Source organism: Arthrobacter sp. 10L424 (genome assembly GCF_056395325.1).
Genome location: NZ_JBFTJH010000003.1, coordinates 234,862 through 252,332, shown reverse-complemented (window position 1 = coordinate 252,332; position 17,471 = coordinate 234,862). Strand labels below are relative to the sequence as shown.

General features: G+C 64.3%; 18 protein-coding genes. 8 read left to right on the top strand and 10 right to left on the bottom strand.

Features of this window, described 5'->3' with window-relative positions:
* Nucleotides 1–12 precede the first annotated feature (12 nt).
* The 3 genes from cls to AC1DC5_RS06730 form a co-directional block, all read right to left on the bottom strand.
* Nucleotides 13–1,479 carry a cardiolipin synthase gene (gene cls / locus AC1DC5_RS06740; protein WP_441403950.1) on the bottom strand — a complete coding sequence of 489 codons (1,467 nt, stop codon included), beginning with the start codon at nt 1,477–1,479 and terminating at the stop codon, nt 13–15.
* A 31-nt stretch (nt 1,480–1,510) separates the two neighbouring features.
* Nucleotides 1,511–1,897 (bottom strand): SHOCT domain-containing protein, encoded by a 387-nt coding sequence (locus AC1DC5_RS06735; protein WP_441403949.1) that lies wholly within the window; start codon nt 1,895–1,897, stop codon nt 1,511–1,513.
* A gap of 136 nt (nt 1,898–2,033) precedes the next feature.
* On the bottom strand, nt 2,034–4,562 hold the full coding sequence (locus AC1DC5_RS06730; protein WP_476864628.1) for a helix-turn-helix transcriptional regulator: 2,529 nt from the start codon (nt 4,560–4,562) through the stop codon (nt 2,034–2,036).
* Between the two features lie 248 nt (nt 4,563–4,810).
* On the opposite strand from AC1DC5_RS06730, the gene AC1DC5_RS06725 reads away from it, so the two are divergent.
* The 4 genes from AC1DC5_RS06725 to AC1DC5_RS06710 all read left to right on the top strand — a co-directional run bounded on the left by AC1DC5_RS06725 (nt 4,811) and on the right by AC1DC5_RS06710 (nt 7,937).
* The gene (locus AC1DC5_RS06725) at nt 4,811–5,374 is read left to right on the top strand and encodes a potassium channel family protein (RefSeq protein WP_441403947.1); all 564 of its coding nucleotides are present in this window, start codon (nt 4,811–4,813) and stop codon (nt 5,372–5,374) included.
* A 344-nt stretch (nt 5,375–5,718) separates the two neighbouring features.
* Nucleotides 5,719–6,147: a DUF6325 family protein gene (locus tag AC1DC5_RS06720; RefSeq protein WP_441403946.1), complete on the top strand. Its 429-nt coding sequence runs from the start codon at nt 5,719–5,721 to the stop codon at nt 6,145–6,147.
* Nucleotides 6,148–6,176: 29 nt separating this feature from the next.
* Nucleotides 6,177–6,398: an SHOCT domain-containing protein gene (locus AC1DC5_RS06715; RefSeq protein WP_441403945.1), complete on the top strand. Its 222-nt coding sequence runs from the start codon at nt 6,177–6,179 to the stop codon at nt 6,396–6,398.
* A gap of 111 nt (nt 6,399–6,509) precedes the next feature.
* Nucleotides 6,510–7,937, top strand: a complete 1,428-nt coding sequence (locus AC1DC5_RS06710; RefSeq protein WP_476864627.1) for a hypothetical protein — start codon at nt 6,510–6,512, stop codon at nt 7,935–7,937.
* Between the two features lie 90 nt (nt 7,938–8,027).
* Here the strand turns inward: AC1DC5_RS06710 and AC1DC5_RS06705 are convergent, their stop codons facing one another.
* From AC1DC5_RS06705 to AC1DC5_RS06690, 4 genes are all read right to left on the bottom strand, one after another.
* On the bottom strand, nt 8,028–8,183 hold the full coding sequence (locus AC1DC5_RS06705) for a hypothetical protein (protein WP_156367563.1): 156 nt from the start codon (nt 8,181–8,183) through the stop codon (nt 8,028–8,030).
* A gap of 1 nt (nt 8,184) precedes the next feature.
* On the bottom strand, nt 8,185–8,664 hold the full coding sequence (locus tag AC1DC5_RS06700; RefSeq protein ID WP_476864626.1) for a DUF6325 family protein: 480 nt from the start codon (nt 8,662–8,664) through the stop codon (nt 8,185–8,187).
* 195 nt (nt 8,665–8,859) lie between these two features.
* Complete coding sequence (locus AC1DC5_RS06695) at nt 8,860–9,690, bottom strand: class II glutamine amidotransferase (RefSeq protein WP_476864625.1); 831 nt, start codon at nt 9,688–9,690, stop codon at nt 8,860–8,862.
* Nucleotides 9,691–9,788: 98 nt separating this feature from the next.
* Nucleotides 9,789–10,166, bottom strand: a complete 378-nt coding sequence (locus AC1DC5_RS06690) for a PLDc N-terminal domain-containing protein (RefSeq protein ID WP_476864624.1) — start codon at nt 10,164–10,166, stop codon at nt 9,789–9,791.
* A gap of 508 nt (nt 10,167–10,674) precedes the next feature.
* Here AC1DC5_RS06690 and AC1DC5_RS06685 point away from each other — a divergent pair.
* The 4 genes from AC1DC5_RS06685 (at nt 10,675) to AC1DC5_RS06670 (ending at nt 13,413) form a co-directional block, all read left to right on the top strand.
* Nucleotides 10,675–10,989 carry a hypothetical protein gene (locus AC1DC5_RS06685; RefSeq protein WP_476864623.1) on the top strand — a complete coding sequence of 105 codons (315 nt, stop codon included), beginning with the start codon at nt 10,675–10,677 and terminating at the stop codon, nt 10,987–10,989.
* 93 nt (nt 10,990–11,082) lie between these two features.
* Nucleotides 11,083–11,469 carry an SHOCT domain-containing protein gene (locus AC1DC5_RS06680; RefSeq protein ID WP_476864622.1) on the top strand — a complete coding sequence of 129 codons (387 nt, stop codon included), beginning with the start codon at nt 11,083–11,085 and terminating at the stop codon, nt 11,467–11,469.
* 84 nt (nt 11,470–11,553) lie between these two features.
* Complete coding sequence (locus AC1DC5_RS06675) at nt 11,554–12,708, top strand: AI-2E family transporter (RefSeq protein ID WP_476864621.1); 1,155 nt, start codon at nt 11,554–11,556, stop codon at nt 12,706–12,708.
* 39 nt (nt 12,709–12,747) lie between these two features.
* Nucleotides 12,748–13,413: a GAP family protein gene (locus tag AC1DC5_RS06670; RefSeq protein WP_476864620.1), complete on the top strand. Its 666-nt coding sequence runs from the start codon at nt 12,748–12,750 to the stop codon at nt 13,411–13,413.
* 54 nt (nt 13,414–13,467) lie between these two features.
* On the opposite strand, the gene AC1DC5_RS06665 is transcribed toward AC1DC5_RS06670, so the two are convergent.
* The 3 genes from AC1DC5_RS06665 to AC1DC5_RS06655 all read right to left on the bottom strand — a co-directional run bounded on the left by AC1DC5_RS06665 (nt 13,468) and on the right by AC1DC5_RS06655 (nt 17,446).
* Nucleotides 13,468–13,854 carry an SHOCT domain-containing protein gene (locus AC1DC5_RS06665; RefSeq protein WP_476864619.1) on the bottom strand — a complete coding sequence of 129 codons (387 nt, stop codon included), beginning with the start codon at nt 13,852–13,854 and terminating at the stop codon, nt 13,468–13,470.
* A gap of 172 nt (nt 13,855–14,026) precedes the next feature.
* Nucleotides 14,027–15,622 (bottom strand): MFS transporter, encoded by a 1,596-nt coding sequence (locus tag AC1DC5_RS06660; protein ID WP_476864618.1) that lies wholly within the window; start codon nt 15,620–15,622, stop codon nt 14,027–14,029.
* A 102-nt stretch (nt 15,623–15,724) separates the two neighbouring features.
* The gene (locus AC1DC5_RS06655; protein WP_476864617.1) at nt 15,725–17,446 is read right to left on the bottom strand and encodes a SulP family inorganic anion transporter; all 1,722 of its coding nucleotides are present in this window, start codon (nt 17,444–17,446) and stop codon (nt 15,725–15,727) included.
* Nucleotides 17,447–17,471 lie beyond the last annotated feature (25 nt).

Sequence of the window (17,471 nt, the reverse complement as noted above, 5' to 3'; positions counted from 1 at the left end):
CTTGCCAATGCCCTATTGCAGGGATGCAGTCAGGCGTGCCAGGTTGTCGAACACTTTTTGGGACACTGGCCGGCGGAGCCAGTCCTCGAGTTGCAGCTCCAGGCTGTTGGCCCGGTACTGGTCTTCGACCTCACGAATCGAGTCCACAAAACCGCGCCCATGCACCAGTACGGAGACTTCCATGTTGAGGCTGAAGGACCGGACATCCATGTTGCTGGACCCAATCACCGCCACCTCCTCATCGATGGTGAAGTGCTTCGAGTGCAGTACCTGCGGGGCCCGGTACAAGTAGATCCTGACGCCGGCGCGGAGCAGCGCCTCGTAGTAGGAACGCTGCGCGTGGTACACCAAGCTCTGGTCACCGACCTCGGACACAAAGAGATCGACGCGGAGGCCCCGCGCTGCGGCCGTGACAATAGCCATCAGGATGGATTCGTCCGGCACAAAGTAGGGACTCGTGATGCTGACACGGCGTTCGGCTTTGTGGATGAGCGTGGTGTAAAGCTTCAGGTTGTTGTCGTTGTCAAAGCTGGGACCGCTGGGCAGGACCTGCGCATCTACGAGCACAGAACCCTGGCTGTGGACGATCGAACCGTACTCCAGCGGCAGGATGATGTCCGTTTCGCTGTACCAGTCCGTCGCGAACACCGCATCCAGCTCGCGGACAGCTGGCCCTTCGAGGCGCATCATCAGCTCGTGCCACCTGAGCCCGCGTTTCAGGTTGCTCTTCTTGTTGTAGCTGGCGTCGATCAGGTTCTGGGATCCGGTGAATCCAACGCGGCCATCGACGACGACGATCTTCCGGTGATTGCGCAGGTCCGGCCGCTGCCACTCGCCCCGCCACGGCCGCACGGGCAGCATCGGGTGGTATTCCGCCCCCACGTCCTGAAGGTACTTGATGGTTTCCTTCCGGGCCGGGAACATGAGGCCCGCCAAGTGATCAGAGAGCACCCGCACGTCAACGCCGCGTTCCCGCGCCCGGGCCAGCGCCTGTAAAAACGGTTCCGTGGTCGGATCGAGGGCAAGAATGTAGAACTCAACGTGTACATAGCTGACCGCCTCGTCGATCTCCGCGATCATGGCATCGAAGGTGCCGTTGTAGTCGGGCAGGAGCTCTGCGCTGTTGCCCGAAACCATGGGCAGCGCCCCCAGGTTGCTGTTCAACGTCACTGCCGAATGCAACCACGCCGGCCAGTCATGTCCGTTGCTGATGAGCGGGCTCCCCTTCGTCCGCGCCAGGACCAGTTCATTGACCTCACGTTGCTTGTCGCGGCGGACTTTGGGCAGTTTCGCGTACCCCACAAAGAAAAATGCGATGGCACCGAGTAACGGTATGAAAATAATGGCGAGCACCCAGGCGATTGCCGAGGAAGGGCGTCGATTCACCGACACAAGGACAGCCGCGACGGCCACGAGGAAGATATGGACCGCCAGCAGGAGTGCAGCGACAGCCTCGGGATCCTGGAAGAATCCGCGCACGGTTACCTAAGGCCCTTCGACGCTGCACACGTCAGACCAGCACCCGGCTCTTGATTCTTTCAAACTCGTCTGCGTTGATGGTTCCTGCGTCCAGGAGCGCCTTGGCCCGGGAAATCTCCTCGCTGGGGCTCGCGGCGGCCAGGGTGCGGATGTAGGGATCGGCGTCGTCCTGGTCCCGCCGGGCCCGCTTCACGGAACGCTCGGCCATCCCGTCACCGCGGGCAGCCAGATACACGAGCAGTGTCACGAAGGGCAGGAAGCAGAGGAACAAGATCCAGACGGCCTTCCACCAGCCGCTCAGGCCGTGATCGCGAAAGAGGTCGCCGATGATCGCGAATATCCCAAACAGGTAGGCAACGAAGACACTCGCGGTGAAGAACCACCAGAAGATGTCCCAAAAGTTCTCCCAGAAACTCATCTGGCTGCCCTGCTTTCCACTGTTGCGGCGCCGCTAGCGGACGCGGCTGCGGGTACGACCATTGTTGGCGTCAAACCAGGCCTGGTCCTCATCCGCTGCGGGTGAAATCCTGACGGTCCTCCCCGACCGGTCAAGTTCAGACGATTCCGCGTTCGGCGGCCGTCTTGAGGGCATCGCGCCGACCGGCTGCGCCGAGTTTGCGGTAGATGGACCGCTCATGCGTCTTGACCGTATTGACGGAAATGTACAAGGCATCGGCGATCTCGGCCGCGGTCATCACTGAGCGCATGTAGGCCAGGACTTCACGCTCGCGGTCTGTAAGGGTCCAATAGGAGCGGGTGCGCAGGTGCGGCTGACCTTCAGCGTGGCGTGCCATCCGGGCCGCGATGAACGATTCATGGCTGGTACCCCATACCGCGTGCCGAATCAGCAGGTCCGCCAGTTCGTCCCTCCTCTCGGTGAAGGGGCGCAGGACTGACTGGGGTTCGGCCCGAAAAACCGCGTGTTCTATCCGCTCATGGACTTGGGCCTCATCCCCGGCCTCTTGCGCCAGCAGGGCCTCGGTCAGACTCATACTGGTGTCCAGGTAACGGTTTCGGTGCCGATCAGTCAGCGCCTTAGCGCAGAGCTCGGCGACGCCGGCTTCCCCTCCACGACGCAGGAGTTCTGCCAGGAGCACGTCCACCAAGGGGGCATGCCCGCCCGCCCCCAAAGGGGCGACCATCGTCAACGCGCCATCCAGGTCCCCGTTGGCTTCAGCAATCTTTGCCCTGGCGATGGTGTGGAAATCCGCCCAGGACATTCCATAAAGTCCTTGGTCGTGGACCGCCTCCAAGGCCGCGCTGGATTCGGCAAGATGGGTTTGATCGCCAGTGGCGCAGTCGACCAGGACCTTGTAGACGATGCTGAGGGGGCCGATGGGGAATAACTTGCTGCCAAGGCGCTGGGCCTTTGCGAGATGGGTCCGGGCACCGTTCAACTCGTCTCTCCAGTAGCAGGCGATTCCCCATGCCAGCCAGGCTGCCGCCATTTGATCCTGCGCACCCGGCCCCAACCCGTCAGCCCGCTCAAACGCCTGCGTCGCCAAATCGACCGCCGTCTCAAGGTCGCCGCCTACCGCGAATGCCAGCGCGAGGTCTGCTGTGGAGCCAACTTCCAACCCCCCCCACTGGTTGGCCGCGCCTTCGGCCAGCTGGAGAAGTACTCCCGCTTGGTCCCCGATGCGGTGCATCCTGAACTCGGCTTGGGCCAGAAGGAACAGGCCTGACGAGGTGGCGGGACGCACCTCCACGGCCTCGTCGGCACGCGACCGGCCGTCGGCGGCCGGGGTGTGCACATCAGGCCTTGCGCTGGCAGGAAACGGCTGCAAGAGGGCCCGGCACTTGTCGAACTTCCGTCGGCGCACATCATCCAGGACCGAGGTGCGCGACAGCGCACGCTGGGCGAGTTCGGTGGCAGCACCCCCATCACCGTCAAGGGCCCGGCAGACGGAAAGGACAATGAGGATCTCGGGATCTTCGTTCCACGGGGCCGGCATGTCCCGGCACACTTGCTCGAGGGCGTGGGCGCCGCTGCACAGCAAGAACTGGAGCCAGTGCTCTCCGAGAGAAGCGACAGCCTGCTTTGGCGCATTGCCCTGCAGGGCATGGGTCACGCACTCACACACGTCGCTGTCCTGGAAATAGCGCGCCGCTGTCCGGTGGAGGCGTTCGGCGAGAAGCGGGTCCCTCCGCTCCAATATTCGACGGCACTGGGCTGCGAACAGGGGGTGCCAACGGTATGTGGATTCCCCGGCGTGGAGTTCGTACTCTTCAATAAAGAGCCCATCGCGCAGGCATGCCTCGAGCAACATGCCGCCGTCGGGCAGGCCATGAAGCTCGACGGCGAGCCGGCGGCCAAGCCAGTCGCAGGTGGTGGCGCGAAGGACGAAGTCCGCCAGTGGCGAATCCAGCTGGTCAAGGACTTCCTCCGCGATGTAATCAGAGAGTGGTACGTGCACGGGCACGATATCCGCCATCACGCCGGGCACATTGCCCCCTTGAGAGGGCGTGCTGAGACCGGCGTGGACAGCAACCGGCCATCCGCCAGTCAGTTGCCAGAGCGGCCCGGCGTCGAAGTCCGCCTCGTGTCCGAGCAGGGTGGCGAGATCGGCGATTTCGCCCCGTGTGAACGCGAGTTCGGCGGCACCTATCTCGCCAAGGCCTTCGCCGTACCGTAGCCGCTCCAACTGGATCGAGGGATGCCCCCGCCCGGCAAGGACAAGCCGCAGGGCGGGCGGGGCCGAGGAAGCGAGCACACCGACCACTCCGCTGGCCAGTTCCGGCCCGGCCAGATGGAGGTCGTCAATGACTAGGACAATCGGCTCCGTGAGTTGCTCCAGAGCCGTCAGCAGCAGGTCATAGGAAGCAGCGCGGTCCGGGGCGAGGCCCTGGTCAAGCGCCATCAGGACATCATTGCCGGGCAGGGAAACCTGTCCGGCAGCAGCCTGAACCGCCCCGACCACACCGTGAAAGAGCCGTGCCGGCTGGGTATCGAAACGGTCCAGAGACAGCCAGGCGCACTGGAGATCGCTTTTCCGGACCCAATCGCCCAAGAGGGTCGATTTGCCGTAGCCGGCCGGGGCTGCGACCAGCGTCAGCCGGTGAGCATCAGCTGCCGCCGTCAAAGCGTTTTCAAGACGCGGGCGCTCTAGTGGGCCCAAGCCGCGCAGAGGAGGCCGGAATTTGAATTGGGGACCAGAAGCCCACTCGGAATTTTGCGGCTCTCCCACGTAATTGATGGTAGGCAAGTGCAAGGGCGTGCAATAGGGTCCTATGGTCCTAGTCCTTGCACTCCTGCGCAAAACACTTTGGCCATTAGATACCGTTCCCGCAGCCCCCCGCCCGGGAGTTTCTGCGCGGGGTAACATCAGTCATGGCCACTAGGAAGGGCAGCCGCAAGCCTCCGGTTTTTGTCCGTCAACTGGACCGGACCACGAGGTGGCACGTCTTTTTGGTCGCAGCGCTCCGGCTCGCTGCGTTCCTCGCACTGCTCGTCCTCCTCTACACCACTGTCCCCATCGGTGGTTTCGACGAGGACAATCCTTCGGCGGCATGGATCCGCCTGCTGGCAATTCTGCTCGTATTCTTAAGCGCTTTGGCGCTGCAATTGCGAATGATCATTGCGGCAGAGGTACCCCAGGTCCGTGCGGCCGAAGCCGTCGTCGAGACGGTCCTGATGTTCCTGTTTCTCTTTGCATTCCTTTACACCTCGATGTCCACCACGGACCCTTTGGCGTTTACCGAGCCCCTGAGCAGGATGGACGCCCTCTACTTCACCACCGTCACGTTCGCCACCGTCGGATTTGGGGACATCACCCCCGTGAGCCAGCTCGCGCGGGCAGTCGTCACAGTACAGATGATTGCCGGCCTGGGTGCACTCGTCCTGGTCGCCAAGGTTGCCTTCTTCGCGGCGGGCCGGCGGCTGAGCCATCCCTGAACCGTGGCCTTGGCCGCGCGGCCCACAATGCACGCTCCCCCGTCTGCGCGGTCCTGCACTTTGGCCACGCGCGGACGCTCACCCGAAAGGGGTGATTATGCTTCGCCGGAACCCTCGGCGCGGACAACTTCCGTGGAAAGGCCCGGGGATGGACGTGCAGGCGCCCGCCACTCCCTCCAAAAACGTGCCTGCGGGCAGGCGCGCAGATCAATGCGCCGACCACCTGTAGTTCCTCCGCCGGACAACAGATCACCCCGGGCGGGTGGGGCCGGGCGGATGGGGCCAGAGAACAATAGGGATTGTCACGACTGAAGGACTGCACGACGCGCGGACAGGAGTTCCAGATGAAAATCGGCCCCTTGGAAGTGATCATCTGTGCGTTTCCGAAACCGGCCATCGACGCAAGCGTGGTCAAGGCGTTCAGCGAAACGGTCAAATCGGGAGCTATTGCACTCGCGGATCTGGTCCTGGTCAGCAGAGATCGGGCAGGCGTTGTGCACGTCCGCGACCTGCACGACGGTCTGCCCGCAGCCTGGTCCGGAATGATCCTTGATTCACGGCCCATGACGCTTCTTAGCGACGCCGACATCTCAATCGCGGCGGAGACAATCGGAAACAGCCAGATGGCGCTGGTCGCCGTCGTGGAACACCGCTGGGCGCACCGATTGTCAGAGGAAGTGCGGCGCTCGGGCGGTGTAACGGCCCTGCAGGCCAGGATCCCCGACGAAGAAGCAGTCCTGGCGCTTGAAGCCGACGGTGTGACAACAATTTGACCGGGACCCACCCACAGAAGGAACCTCTCATGCCATTTGCCAGAGCCGGGAGGCCAGGGCTGCTCGGAACCGTTGCCCGGGCGGCCGCGCGCCAAGGCACTCCGGCCAGGGATGCTCCACCACCGGCTGCTCCCACACCGGGAAGCGGAAGAGAACTCGCGGACCAGCTGTCGCGCCTCGCCGAGTTGCGCAGCGCCGGAATGCTCACCGAGGCCGAATTCACCGCGGCGAAATCCCGGCTACTGATGTGACGCCAGCCCTGCGGCGCCAGGCACCCTAAACCGAACCCAGACGTTGGAGGTGGTTACCGTGAAGCGATCGAGCAATCCAGCCGCTGTTCACACACTGAAGGCCGGACTGCCATGACACTCCACGATGGCGCCAACAGCGCCGGCAGCCCGGAGCAGGCAGAAATCCTCAGGCTGCGCGCCGAAGTTGCCCGCCTTCAGCTCGAAAAGGACCGTGCAAGCGAGGCTGCCCTGAAGCCGCCGGGCCGCGGATCGGGGTTAGCCCGCCGGATTATCGCCGTCGTCCTGGTGGTCCTGACCGCCATTCTGGCCTTCGCCACCGTGCCGGCCCTGTACCTGCGCAGCGAAGTGCTCGACACTGACCGCTACGTGGCCACCGTCGCGCCATTGGCCTCGGATCCTGCCATTCAGGCGGAGATCTCCAACAAGGTCACCACCCAGATCACCGAAGCAGTCGACATCGAAGGCATCACCCGCGACGCGATGACCGAACTGAGCAAAGTCGCACCCCGCGTCGCCGCCGTAATCTCCGGGCTGGCACCAGCCATTGCTGAGCAGACCAAGTCGCTGATCCACACTGCCGTGTCCAGATTCGTCGCCAGTCCGCAGTTCCAGGATCTCTGGACCCAGGTCAACCGGGTAGCGCATCAGGGAATCGTTAACTTGGCTACCGGAAACACGGGCGGAACCGTGACGATCGACGAGAGCGGCACAGTCTCAATCTCCACGAAGGAAATCATCGCCCGGGTGAAGACACTCCTTGTCGAGCAAGGCGTGGACATCGCGGCGAGAATTCCGGAAGTCAACGCACAGATCACGCTGCTCCAGTCCCCCGAACTCGTCAGGGCAACGGATGCCATCAGAACCCTGGACCGGACCGCCCCCATCCTGGCGTGGATGACGGTGCTGAGCGCCATCGGAGCCATCGCGGTGGCGCCACGTGGCTGGAGACGGCGTACGACGAGCCGTGTGGGGCTGGGGATAGCGGTAGCCATGGCTCTCCTGGCCCTCGCGCTCACCATCGGGCTGGACATCTTCCTCGGCTCAATCCCGTCTGCCACCGTCTCCCCCGCGGCGGCCCAAAGCCTCGTGGATACCCTCCTGGTGCCGCTCCGGACCGGCGTGCGGTTTGTCTTCGTTGTGGGTTTGCTGATGGCCATCGCCGCCTTCCTGACCGGGCATTCGCGCCCGGCCGAGTCCGTCCGGCAAGGACTGGCACGGGCCGGCGACTACGTAACCGGAAAGGTGGGCGCCGGGCAGCCCAGGCCTTGGCAGCACTGGTTGGCCCGTTACCGCCGGATCCTGGAGGCCGCCGTCATCGGCGTCGCGATTCTCGTCCTCATCCTCTGGCAGTACCCGACGGCGGCCGTCGCCATCTGGACGGCCGTCCTTGCCGGACTGGCGATCCTCGTGATCGAGTTGCTGTGCCGGCCTGCCGTCGCCGCTGAACATGCCGGAGCGCCTGTGCCGGGCAGCCCGCCCGGTGCGCCTGTGGCGGCGGCGCCCCCGGAGGTATCGAATCCGACGCTCCCCCTGCCATAAGCCGGAACAAGGCAAAGGTGCGCATGACCCCGTCAGGTCATGCGCACCTTTGCGTGCCGGATGCCGGTTCGGTGGGTTCAATAGGCGGGGTCAGTCGCGGCGATCGCGGCGGTCGTCGCGGCGGTCACCGCGGTCGTCCCTCCGGTCTTCACGGCGGTCGCCTCGACGGTTGATCCCGTGGGCGACGACAATGGCGCCGCCAACTGCGGCGGCGGTCCTGCGCCTGCGTCGTGCTGCCAGTGGCATGTCAGGCTCCTTCCTTCATTCCTTCAGGCGTTTGGGCTTCGGCTTCGGCGTCGGCCTGGAAGGCGGCGATGACAGCCTGGGTCGGGATCCGGCCGCTGGCCACGAGCTGCCCGCCGGCCTTGCGGACGGCTGAGCCGAACGGGGCAGCCCACTGGTTCTCCCAGACGAGGACCGCGGCGGAGTGGCCGGGCGCGATCGTCTCGGCAAGGTCCATGACGTCCTGCTCCGAGAGCACCATCGCCAGTTCCGCTTCGGCCATGCGCACCTCGCCGAGCTGGCTCTCGTCGAGGTCGGAGATCTCCGCTGTCTCGAGTGTGCCGTCCTCGGTCTTCCTCAGGAACACCATGTCGAGGACCCTGATGAGCTCACGCTTAACCAAGTCGTCCAGGAACGGGGCGATCTGGCCTTCACCGAAGTTGGGCCCGGGGAACTCCACAACGAGCCAGTCCACCGGCCCCAGTTCATCCAATGAATCAGCCATGCTGATGACCTCCGTTTCTGATTGGGTTCAGGACGATCCGACGGACCGCCGCAGTCCCATCCTGTGCTTCCACTGCGGCGTGGCGCCTCATCCGCGCCGAGTGACCTGATGCACCGTCCGGCATTTCATCGCTCCGGCATCGACAGGCATTCCGCGGGGGGCAGCCCTCAGGGGATGTCCTTTGCTGCCGCAGCGTCAGGGAGCCACGGGCGCAAACGGGTACAGCTCCTGGGTGCCCGCGTGCACAACGACGCACGTGGCTTCAGGTACCTCCTGCCATGCCCCGCGGAGGTCCCCCAATGGTTCGGACACCACCAGCCGCGCGTCGTCCGAGAGCTCGTGGAGCATGGGGTTGTCCGGGTACTGGTCACGGAGCGTTGCGATGTCGGCGCTGTGGAAAAGTGACCGGGAGTGGCGCTCGCTGGAGTAGCGGAACGCCCAGGTGGTGTCGCCGTCGGTAGTTGCTACGGTCATCTGGATTGGGTGCTCAATGCCGTGGCGCCGACCGGCGTCTTCGATGAATCCCACCGCCTCAGCGACCGCCGCGCGGGGGTCCCGTTCCAGGCCAAAAGTCAGTGCGAGGTAGAAGAACATTTCCGAGTCGGTTGATCCTTCGATCTCCGGGTAGAGGCTGGGCTCGACGGCCATGGCCAAATCGCGCTTCACTTTTGGAAATTCCGCTAGGACCCCGTTGTGCATCCAGAGCCACTGCCCGTGGCGGAACGGGTGGCAGTTCGTCTGCTGAACGGCTGTGCCGGTCGTGGCACGGATATGTGCGAACACGCGGCCGGACGAGGCATGCCCTGAGAGTTCGCGCAGGTTGCGGTCGTGCCAGGCAGGCTCCGTGCTGTGGAACACACCGGGAACCGGTGCGGCACCGTACCAGCCGACGCCGAATCCGTCACCATTGGTGGTCTCAACTCCCATGCGCGCGTGTTTGCTCTGCATGACCAGGGAGTTGGCGGGCTTGTAGAGGAGGTCATCCAATCGCACGGGCGAACCTGAATACGCTAGCCAACGGCACATGTCGTTTCCTTCAGATCGGGGGCGGATTTCCAGCACATTCCACCACCGGCACGAGGCTGGCGCATCATCTCCCGCGGGTGAATCGTCCGCGGCAGCCCTTACTGGCCAAGCACGCGTTGTTTCAGCGCGGCGAACTCCTGTGCCGTCAGGGCGCCGTCGTCCATCAAGGTCTTGGCCTGGGCGATCTGCTCGGCCGGGTTGGTTCCGGCCGTTCGACGGACATAACCGTCGAAATCCTCTTTCGCCACATCGTTCCGCGCGGCCTGCCGAAGCGACATGGACTGCCCGAAGGCAATCAAATACGCGAGGCCGCCGAGGACCGGGAGGATTAAGAGGACAAGCACCCAGACAGCCTTGCTCCACCCGGGGCGCGTGGAGTCAGAGAAAATGTCTTTGACGATGAGAAACAGCACCACCAGGTACGAAACATAAAGCAGAAACGAAATCATCAGCCAAAAGAATTCCCAGAATGTCATGCCGGTTCCTTTCAGCCGGAGTGGTTCACGGCCGACCCGCATCGTTATCGAGCGAACGTGGACACGCTATAAGTTTCGGGAATGCCACCGGTTTCAGCAGCTCCTTGGCGCGCATGCCCGCATCTTCCCACAAATGGCCGTGCTCCGGACAGCCCCCTGCGACGCGCTCAAGCCGGTCGCCGCGGCCTGCGCTGCGTCCCTCGCATAACGCCGTATCACCCCCGGCGGGTGAGGCGCACCCCTGGATCCGGGCCAACGATGGTCTTATCTGGCGGTGATTGGGCTGCCAGCCGAATGCCCATCCCGGAGGGGGCCTCCCATGTCGATGCCACGACGAGTCCTGGCTTGGTTGTTACCGCTCGGCGCAACCCTCGTGCTGCTGGCAGGCTGCACCACGGCCACGCCGCCGGCGAACACGTCCAGTCCAACCGCCAGCACATCCAGCCCAACAGCCAGCACACCAAGCCCAACCGCCAGCACACCCACCCCGCAGCCAAGCGTCTCGCCCGTGTGCGCAGCCGCCGACGCCTTTGCGGCGGCGCTGACAGGTTTCAAGGACACCCTCAAGCCTGGTGCCACGTTGGAGCAGATCAACTCGGCACTGGATCAGGTGGACAAGACCTACGACGATCTCCTCAGCACGGCAGGGTCCGCGGCCCAGGCACGGGTGGACGCCGTCAGGTCGGCTGAAGAACAGCTCGCTTCCGCCGTCAACGATATTCCCGACGACGCCACGCTCACCTCAGCCATCGACTCCTTGCGGGACGAGGTGGCAACCGTCCAGGCCGCTTTGAGTGACTTCGCCAGCGAGGTTCGGTGCTAGGTTGCACAATGCTCCAGACCGGCAGTTGACCTCAATCCGAACCGAGGCTGCGTTCACGGACAATGCCACATCAATGGAAAGTAGGGAAACCAAATGAGTTTCTGGGAGAACTTCTGGGACATTTTCTGGTGGTTTTTCGTCGTGTATGCCTTCTTCGCCTTCCTGTATGCGTTGTTCATCGTCATTGCCGACCTCTTCCGCGACAAGGATTTGAGCGGCTGGTGGAAGGCCGTCTGGATCGTCCTCCTGGCGTTCCTGCCCTTCCTGACACTGCTGGTCTACATGGTGGCCCGCGGCAAGGGCCTGGCCCAGCGGTCCATGGAACGGTCCCGCCGGGACCAGGAGGAAGCCGATTCCTATATCCGCAGCGTCGCCAGCGCGAGCCCCACCGAGGAAATCGGCAAAGCCAAGGCACTCATGGACGCGGGAACCATCACTCCTGAGGAGTTCCAACGGATCAAAGCCAGGGTCACAAGCTGACCCGGACCCGGGGGCGCCACCCGGCCCTACTCAGCGGGCCGCGGCGTCCCTAGACTGATTCCAAGGCGAACGAAGGAGGGCTCAATGGGTCCGGAACCGACGGAACCATCTCCACGTCCCGTCCTCCCCCGCTCAGCCATCATCCTGCTCACCTTGGCCTGTGCCGCCGTCGTGGCGTTCGGTCTCGCCGCCATGCGGGGAATCGTCACCCCCGTGTTCTTTGCGTTTATACTCACCCTCTGCGTCCATCCCCTGCGTCGCTGGATGCAAGGGCGCGGAGTGCCCCGGGGAATCGCCACCGGATCCACCATCGCGGCCGTCTTTGCGCTGCTGGCGGGCTTCGCCGCGGTATTCATAGCCTCGCTCGCGCAGTTCTCGGCCCTTTTGCCGCAGTACGGGCCGCAGCTCGCCCAGCTGGGCGCCAACCTCACCGCCCTGCTGGAATCCGTGGGCTTCGGGCCCGAGCAGACGCAGGCCGTTCTGCAAGGATTCACTCCCGGCCGCCTTATCAGCTTCCTTGGCGGACTCCTCGGCAACGTCGCGAGCATTGTGGCCAGCCTCGTGGTCATCCTGACGATGCTGATCCTCATGGCTGTGGATGGCTCGCGCATGCCGGCCCTGTTGACGCACCTGACCTACCACCGGCCGGACCTGGTCACCGCCTTCAACGACTTTGCGCGCGGCGTCCGCCGGTACATGGTGGCCACCACCGTCCTCGGGGTAGCCCAAGGCATCTTCAACTGGCTCCTCCTGGTCATCCTGCAGGTCCCGGGCGCCCTGCTGTGGGGGTTACTGTCGTTCATTTGCAGCTTCATTCCGAACATCGGCTACTTCATAGCGATCGTCCCGCCGCTGTTCTTCGGATTCCTCACCGGCGGGTGGCCCACCGTCCTCGCCGTGATTGTCATCTACGGCGGGATCAACACTGTCATCCAGTCCATCATCCAGCCCAAATACGTAGGTAATGCCGTAGCCCTCAGCGAGACGATTACGTTCGCCTCAGTGCTCTTCTGGGCCGTCATCCTCGGTCCTGTCGGAGCCATACTGGCAGTGCCGCTGACCCTTCTTACCCGCACGATCCTCCTCGACTCCGATCCGGCCCTCGCTTGGTGGCGGCCGCTGACAGGAGACAAGAAGGCCCTTGAAGTCATCCTCAAGCAGGAAGATGAGGCGATCCGCGCCCGCCGGGCCCGGCGTGGAGCGGCACATCCGGGCCCCGGCAGCACTCCGAAGGCCTGACATGCCCCCGGTCTATCGCCGTGGCCAGGTGAGTTCCCCATGTTGAGTGTCGTCACGAGCCTGGCGCTGTTCGCGCTCGCGGGGGCGATCAGCACCGTGCCCGTGAGCATCACCATCATGATCCTGCTTTCCCCCGATCCGCGGCGGGGTGCGCTGCCTTTCCTGATCGGCAGCGTCGCGGGTTCCGTGGTGGTCGTCGGCCTTTCGGCCGTCGGGCTGCAGCTCCTTCCGGGCCGGCCATCGCTGCGTCAGGACGATTGGCTGGCGTGGATTGGCCTGCTGGTCGGCGTCTTGCTCATTGGCTACGCCGTCTTCCTTTTCGGGCGCAGGGGCCAGACAGACAACGCCGTCGTCGGGAAACTCAGAACCCGGTTCCATTCCGCCCGCCCGTGGGAATTCGTCGTCCTCGGGCTCGGCCTGAATCTGCGTCCCAAGGCGATTCTCCTTGCCGTCGCGGCCGGGGCGGTGATCAGCGTCCGGGAACCGCCGCCGGTCCAAGGCGCCTTGCTGGTGCTGGCCTACGCCGTCGTCACCCAGTCAGCTGTAGTTGTGCCTATCGCCGTATGGCTGCGCTCCCCTGAGCGGGCCGAAGTGCCGCTGACGGCCATCTACGCCTGGATGGAGCGGAACGGGCGCATGCTTGCGGCGATCGCAACCCTGGCTATCGGGGTGTTCATCGTCGGCTACACGCTCCTGCAGCTTTGAACACGCCCGAAACGCCCCTGCGATCACAGTCGCCGGGGCGCTCCTGGCCGCGTGTCAGACCAGCACGCTGCTCTTGATTTTCTCGAACTCGTCGGGGCTGATGGTGCCGGAGTCCAGGAGAGCCTTGGCCTTGGCAATCTCCTCGGTTGGGCTCGCGGTAGCGACTTGTCGGATGTACGCGTCCGAGGCCTCCTGGTCTTTCCGGGCGCGTTCCCCGGTCCTCTCCACCATGCCCTTGCCGCGGGCAATCAGGTACACCAGCACGCCCAAGAAGGGTATGAACGCAAGAAATACGATCCAGACGGCTTTCAACCAACCGTTCAAGTGCCGGTCTCGAAATATGTCGCCGATGATGACGAATAGCGCGTAGAGGAAAGCAATGAGTGCGTACACATAAAGAAACCACCAGAAGATATTCCAAAAGTTTTCCCAGAAACTCATGTGGCTGCCCTGCTTTCAGTTGGTGCGTCGTGGGAATGGAACTTGCTGCAGGTCCGGGTTATCGCCTGGCTGCCTGACCAGTGGCAGATACGAACATTTTCGGTCCCGGGTCCGTGTGCTTTCCTCATCCGCTGCGGGTGAAATCCCGGACGGGAAATGACCGCTGCACCGTTCAACCCAGGATTGCGCCCTCGCCGGTGCCAGAGGATTTGGGATCGGGAAGCCTCATCATGCGGAAGGACGTGACCAGCCCGACGGCGCCCGCCAGTATCGGGACGAATAGTGCGATCTGGAGGGCCAGGGGCCGTGCGTCCGTGTTGATGCGGATAATTTCGTTCTGGATGTCCTCCGGCTGGCCGGAGAGCTGTTCCTGAAGTTGCGCGTCGCTCATCACCTGGGCGTCTTCTTCCAGTACCGTCGCGACCTGCTGCTGTTGGTCGGGTGCGAGGACCGTGCTGGAATTGGACATGCCGATGAAGATGGTCGAGAGCGATGCCAGCATGATCCCGCCGGCGAACGCGAGCCCGAAGGACAGGCCGAACGATCCTGCGGCCGAATTCACGCTGGCGGCCTCGCTGACCCGCTCGTCCGAAATCGGGGACAAGGTGTAGTTGTTGAGCTGGGATACCAGCAGCCCCAGGCCAAATCCTGAAATGATCAGCGGGATCAGGAGCCACCAGCCGGAGTCCGCGCGCGGCACGATCGGGACGAGCACCACCAATCCCACGATCAGGAACAGGAAACCCCACCGGATGAGGCTGGCCGGGCGGCGCCTGCCGGACCTTTTCCCGGCGATCATGGCGACCACAAACATGGTGAGCGAGAGCGGGGCGATCGACAACCCCGACTGCATCGCGTTGTATCCGAGCACCATCTGGAGGTAGATGGGCAGCACAATCATCGTGCCGCCCAAAGTGATCTGCTGAAGCATCTGTCCTGTGGCACCAAAGCGGAATGTTTTCGACTGGAACAGATCCGGGTCCAGCAATGTCGGCTTGTCACGACGCTTGCGCTGAACGAGCCAGTAGACCAGGCCACCCAGTCCGACGGCACCCACGGCCAGGAGTGCGCCCACCGCCTCGCCACCTTCCTGCCAGACCAGGATGCCGAGCACGACGCCGCCCATCCCCACGATGGACAGGAAGGATCCGAAGATATCAAGTTCCCGGGGTCCGGCGTACGGCACGTCTTTGACGAGCCTAATGCCGGACAGGACGACCGCGATGATGAGGGCCTCGAGCAGGAAGGCGACACGCCAGGACAGGAATGTGGTGAGGAAGCCGCCGAGTAAAGGCCCGACCGCGGCGGCGATCGCGGCAGAGGCGCCAACCAGGGCGTAGACCCGGTGCTGGGCATCCCCTTCGAAATTTCCGTGGATGAGGGACTGCATGGCGGGGAGGAGCAGCGAGGCACCCAGGCCGCCGATCAGGGCCCAGCAGATGATGATCGGGAGAAGACTCTGGGCCAGGGTCATGGAGATGGCCCCGATGGCGTAGCAGCACAGCCCGATCACGTAGGCGCGTTTGCGTCCGATCAGGTCGCCGATTTTGCCGCCGATCAGGATGAACGCGGCGGAGACCAGCGCCTCCAGGGCGATGGTCGACTGGAGTCCGCTGACGGTCGCGCCGATGTCTTTCACCACGGCGGAGATGGAGACGTTCATGATCGAGGTGTCGACGACGAGCACAAACATTGCCATCGCAAGCAGCAGTGCGAGCCTGCCGTTGAATGGCTCCGCCTGGGTGCCGCCGCCCTTGGGCGGGTTCATCGGTTATCGCCTCCGGGGTCAGTAGGGGCGTGCTAGCCCAAAGCTAGCCGTCCGTCGGGGCCGGGCAAATCATTCCCCGCGGGTGAGCTTGCGGCCGGGCCGCTAGCCCGGTTCATCGCCATGGCCCTTCCCGGCGGCGGCTTGTTCGGCCTGAACGGCGCGGAAGATGTTTCCGTGGATCTTGTGTTCCCCGATGCGCTCGATCACCCCATCCCGGGCCAGGATGGTCCGGACCGCGGGCTTCAGCCGGGCGAGGCGCAGGTTGACCCCTGCCTCCCGGGCGAGGTCAGCGACATCCACCATCTTCGCCGCCCCCTGGGAGTCGACGAAGTTGATTCCGGCGCAGTCCAGCACAATGCCGGTCAGGTCCGGTGTTGAGTGAATTGCCTCGCGCAGCCGGTCTTCCAGCGCGTCGGCGGTGGCGAAGAAGAGTCCGCCGTCGAACCTGATGACGGCGATGCCCGGAATGACCTCGTCGCCGGGGTGCTCATCGACTTCGCGGAAGACCTGTGTGCCGCGTTCCCTTCCCAGGGCCGGCATCTCCGGGTGGGTGGCCACACCGACGAGCCAGATCAGCGAGAGCCCGATTCCGATGATGACGCCCGCGAGGACACCGAAGATGAGGGTGCCAACGATGGCCGCGACGGCAATCCAGAAATCAAATTTTTGCACGCGGGCCAGCCGCCGCATCTCCGGCACGTTCATCATTCCCATAACAACCGCTTCGATGATCAGCGCCGCAAGCACCGGCTTGGGCAGATTGGAAAACAGCGGGGCCAGGAACAGCAGTGTCAGCAGGACAGTGGCGCCGGAAGTGAGGGAGGCCAGGCCGGTCTTCGCCCCGGAGTGGTCGTTGAGCGAGCTCGCTGACAGGCTGGTCGAGACCGGCATCCCCTGGAACAGGCCCGAACCCATGTTGGCGAACGACTGGGCAACAGACTCCTGGTTGATGTCAATCTGGTAGCGGTGCTTGGCGGCGAACGCCCGCGCATCGCCCGCTGTCTGGGAGAAGCCGATCAGGACCAGCGCCACCGCCGCGACCGCAACGGTCCCCACGTTGTCCCACATCAGCTGGCCGTCCGGGATTTCGGGCGAAGGCAGCCCGCTGGGCACGTTCCCCACCAAGGCCACGCCCTTGGCACCAAGATCGAACACGGCCGCCGCCAGCAGCCCGCCCACCACCAGGACCAGGGCGCCCGGAACGCCGGGCGCGACGGCCTTCAGCCCGAAGACAACCGCCAGCGCGATGACGCCCACCAGCACCGTGGTCGGCTGGGCCTCGCCCAGGGTCCCAAACCATGACCGCAGTTCCTGGAGAGGGTTGGAGCCGGTGACCTCGGTCCCGGTCAGTTTCGGGAGCTCCCCGATGACGACGTCGATCGCCGCGCCGAAGAGGAACCCCGTGACCACGGCCCGCGAGAGGAACTGGGCGATCCAGCCCATCTTCAGGACGGCGAGCAGCAGGAACAGGATCCCGGAGGCGAGGGTGATCCCCGCAACGAACGAGGCGACGTCCTGCTCGCTGGTGATACCGGCCGCGAGCACGGCGCTCGCCGCCACTGCCGCCAGGCCGGAACTGGGCCCCATCGAGATCTGCCGGCAGGAGCCGAGGACTCCGTACACGATCGCGCCGGCCGCCGCGGCATACAGGCCGTTCTGCAGCGGAATCCCGGCGATGCCGGCGTAGCCCAGGTTCTTCGGAACGATCAGGGCCGCGACAGTCACCCCGGCGATCAGGTCGCCTCGCAGCCAGGCGCGGTCGTAGGAGCGTATCTGGTCCGCGATGGGCACCATGGCCAGGTGGCTTCGTTGCGGTTTCTTCATGCCTCGTCCTAATAGTCGTGTCCGC

What these genes read in the sequence shown, in the direction of transcription:
- AC1DC5_RS06725 (WP_441403947.1), top strand. Translation starts at nt 4,811, where the DNA reads ATGGCCACTAGGAAGGGCAGCCGCAAGCCTCCGGTTTTTGTCCGTCAA.
- AC1DC5_RS06675 (WP_476864621.1), top strand. Translation starts at nt 11,554, where the DNA reads ATGGGTCCGGAACCGACGGAACCATCTCCACGTCCCGTCCTCCCCCGC.
- AC1DC5_RS06680 (WP_476864622.1), top strand. Translation starts at nt 11,083, where the DNA reads ATGAGTTTCTGGGAGAACTTCTGGGACATTTTCTGGTGGTTTTTCGTC.
- AC1DC5_RS06720 (WP_441403946.1), top strand. Translation starts at nt 5,719, where the DNA reads ATGAAAATCGGCCCCTTGGAAGTGATCATCTGTGCGTTTCCGAAACCG.
- AC1DC5_RS06660 (WP_476864618.1), bottom strand. Translation starts at nt 15,622, where the DNA reads ATGAACCCGCCCAAGGGCGGCGGCACCCAGGCGGAGCCATTCAACGGC.
- AC1DC5_RS06715 (WP_441403945.1), top strand. Translation starts at nt 6,177, where the DNA reads ATGCCATTTGCCAGAGCCGGGAGGCCAGGGCTGCTCGGAACCGTTGCC.
- AC1DC5_RS06705 (WP_156367563.1), bottom strand. Translation starts at nt 8,183, where the DNA reads ATGCCACTGGCAGCACGACGCAGGCGCAGGACCGCCGCCGCAGTTGGC.
- AC1DC5_RS06670 (WP_476864620.1), top strand. Translation starts at nt 12,748, where the DNA reads ATGTTGAGTGTCGTCACGAGCCTGGCGCTGTTCGCGCTCGCGGGGGCG.
- AC1DC5_RS06665 (WP_476864619.1), bottom strand. Translation starts at nt 13,854, where the DNA reads ATGAGTTTCTGGGAAAACTTTTGGAATATCTTCTGGTGGTTTCTTTAT.
- AC1DC5_RS06690 (WP_476864624.1), bottom strand. Translation starts at nt 10,166, where the DNA reads ATGACATTCTGGGAATTCTTTTGGCTGATGATTTCGTTTCTGCTTTAT.
- AC1DC5_RS06710 (WP_476864627.1), top strand. Translation starts at nt 6,510, where the DNA reads ATGACACTCCACGATGGCGCCAACAGCGCCGGCAGCCCGGAGCAGGCA.
- AC1DC5_RS06655 (WP_476864617.1), bottom strand. Translation starts at nt 17,446, where the DNA reads ATGAAGAAACCGCAACGAAGCCACCTGGCCATGGTGCCCATCGCGGAC.
- AC1DC5_RS06700 (WP_476864626.1), bottom strand. Translation starts at nt 8,664, where the DNA reads ATGGCTGATTCATTGGATGAACTGGGGCCGGTGGACTGGCTCGTTGTG.
- AC1DC5_RS06735 (WP_441403949.1), bottom strand. Translation starts at nt 1,897, where the DNA reads ATGAGTTTCTGGGAGAACTTTTGGGACATCTTCTGGTGGTTCTTCACC.
- AC1DC5_RS06695 (WP_476864625.1), bottom strand. Translation starts at nt 9,690, where the DNA reads ATGTGCCGTTGGCTAGCGTATTCAGGTTCGCCCGTGCGATTGGATGAC.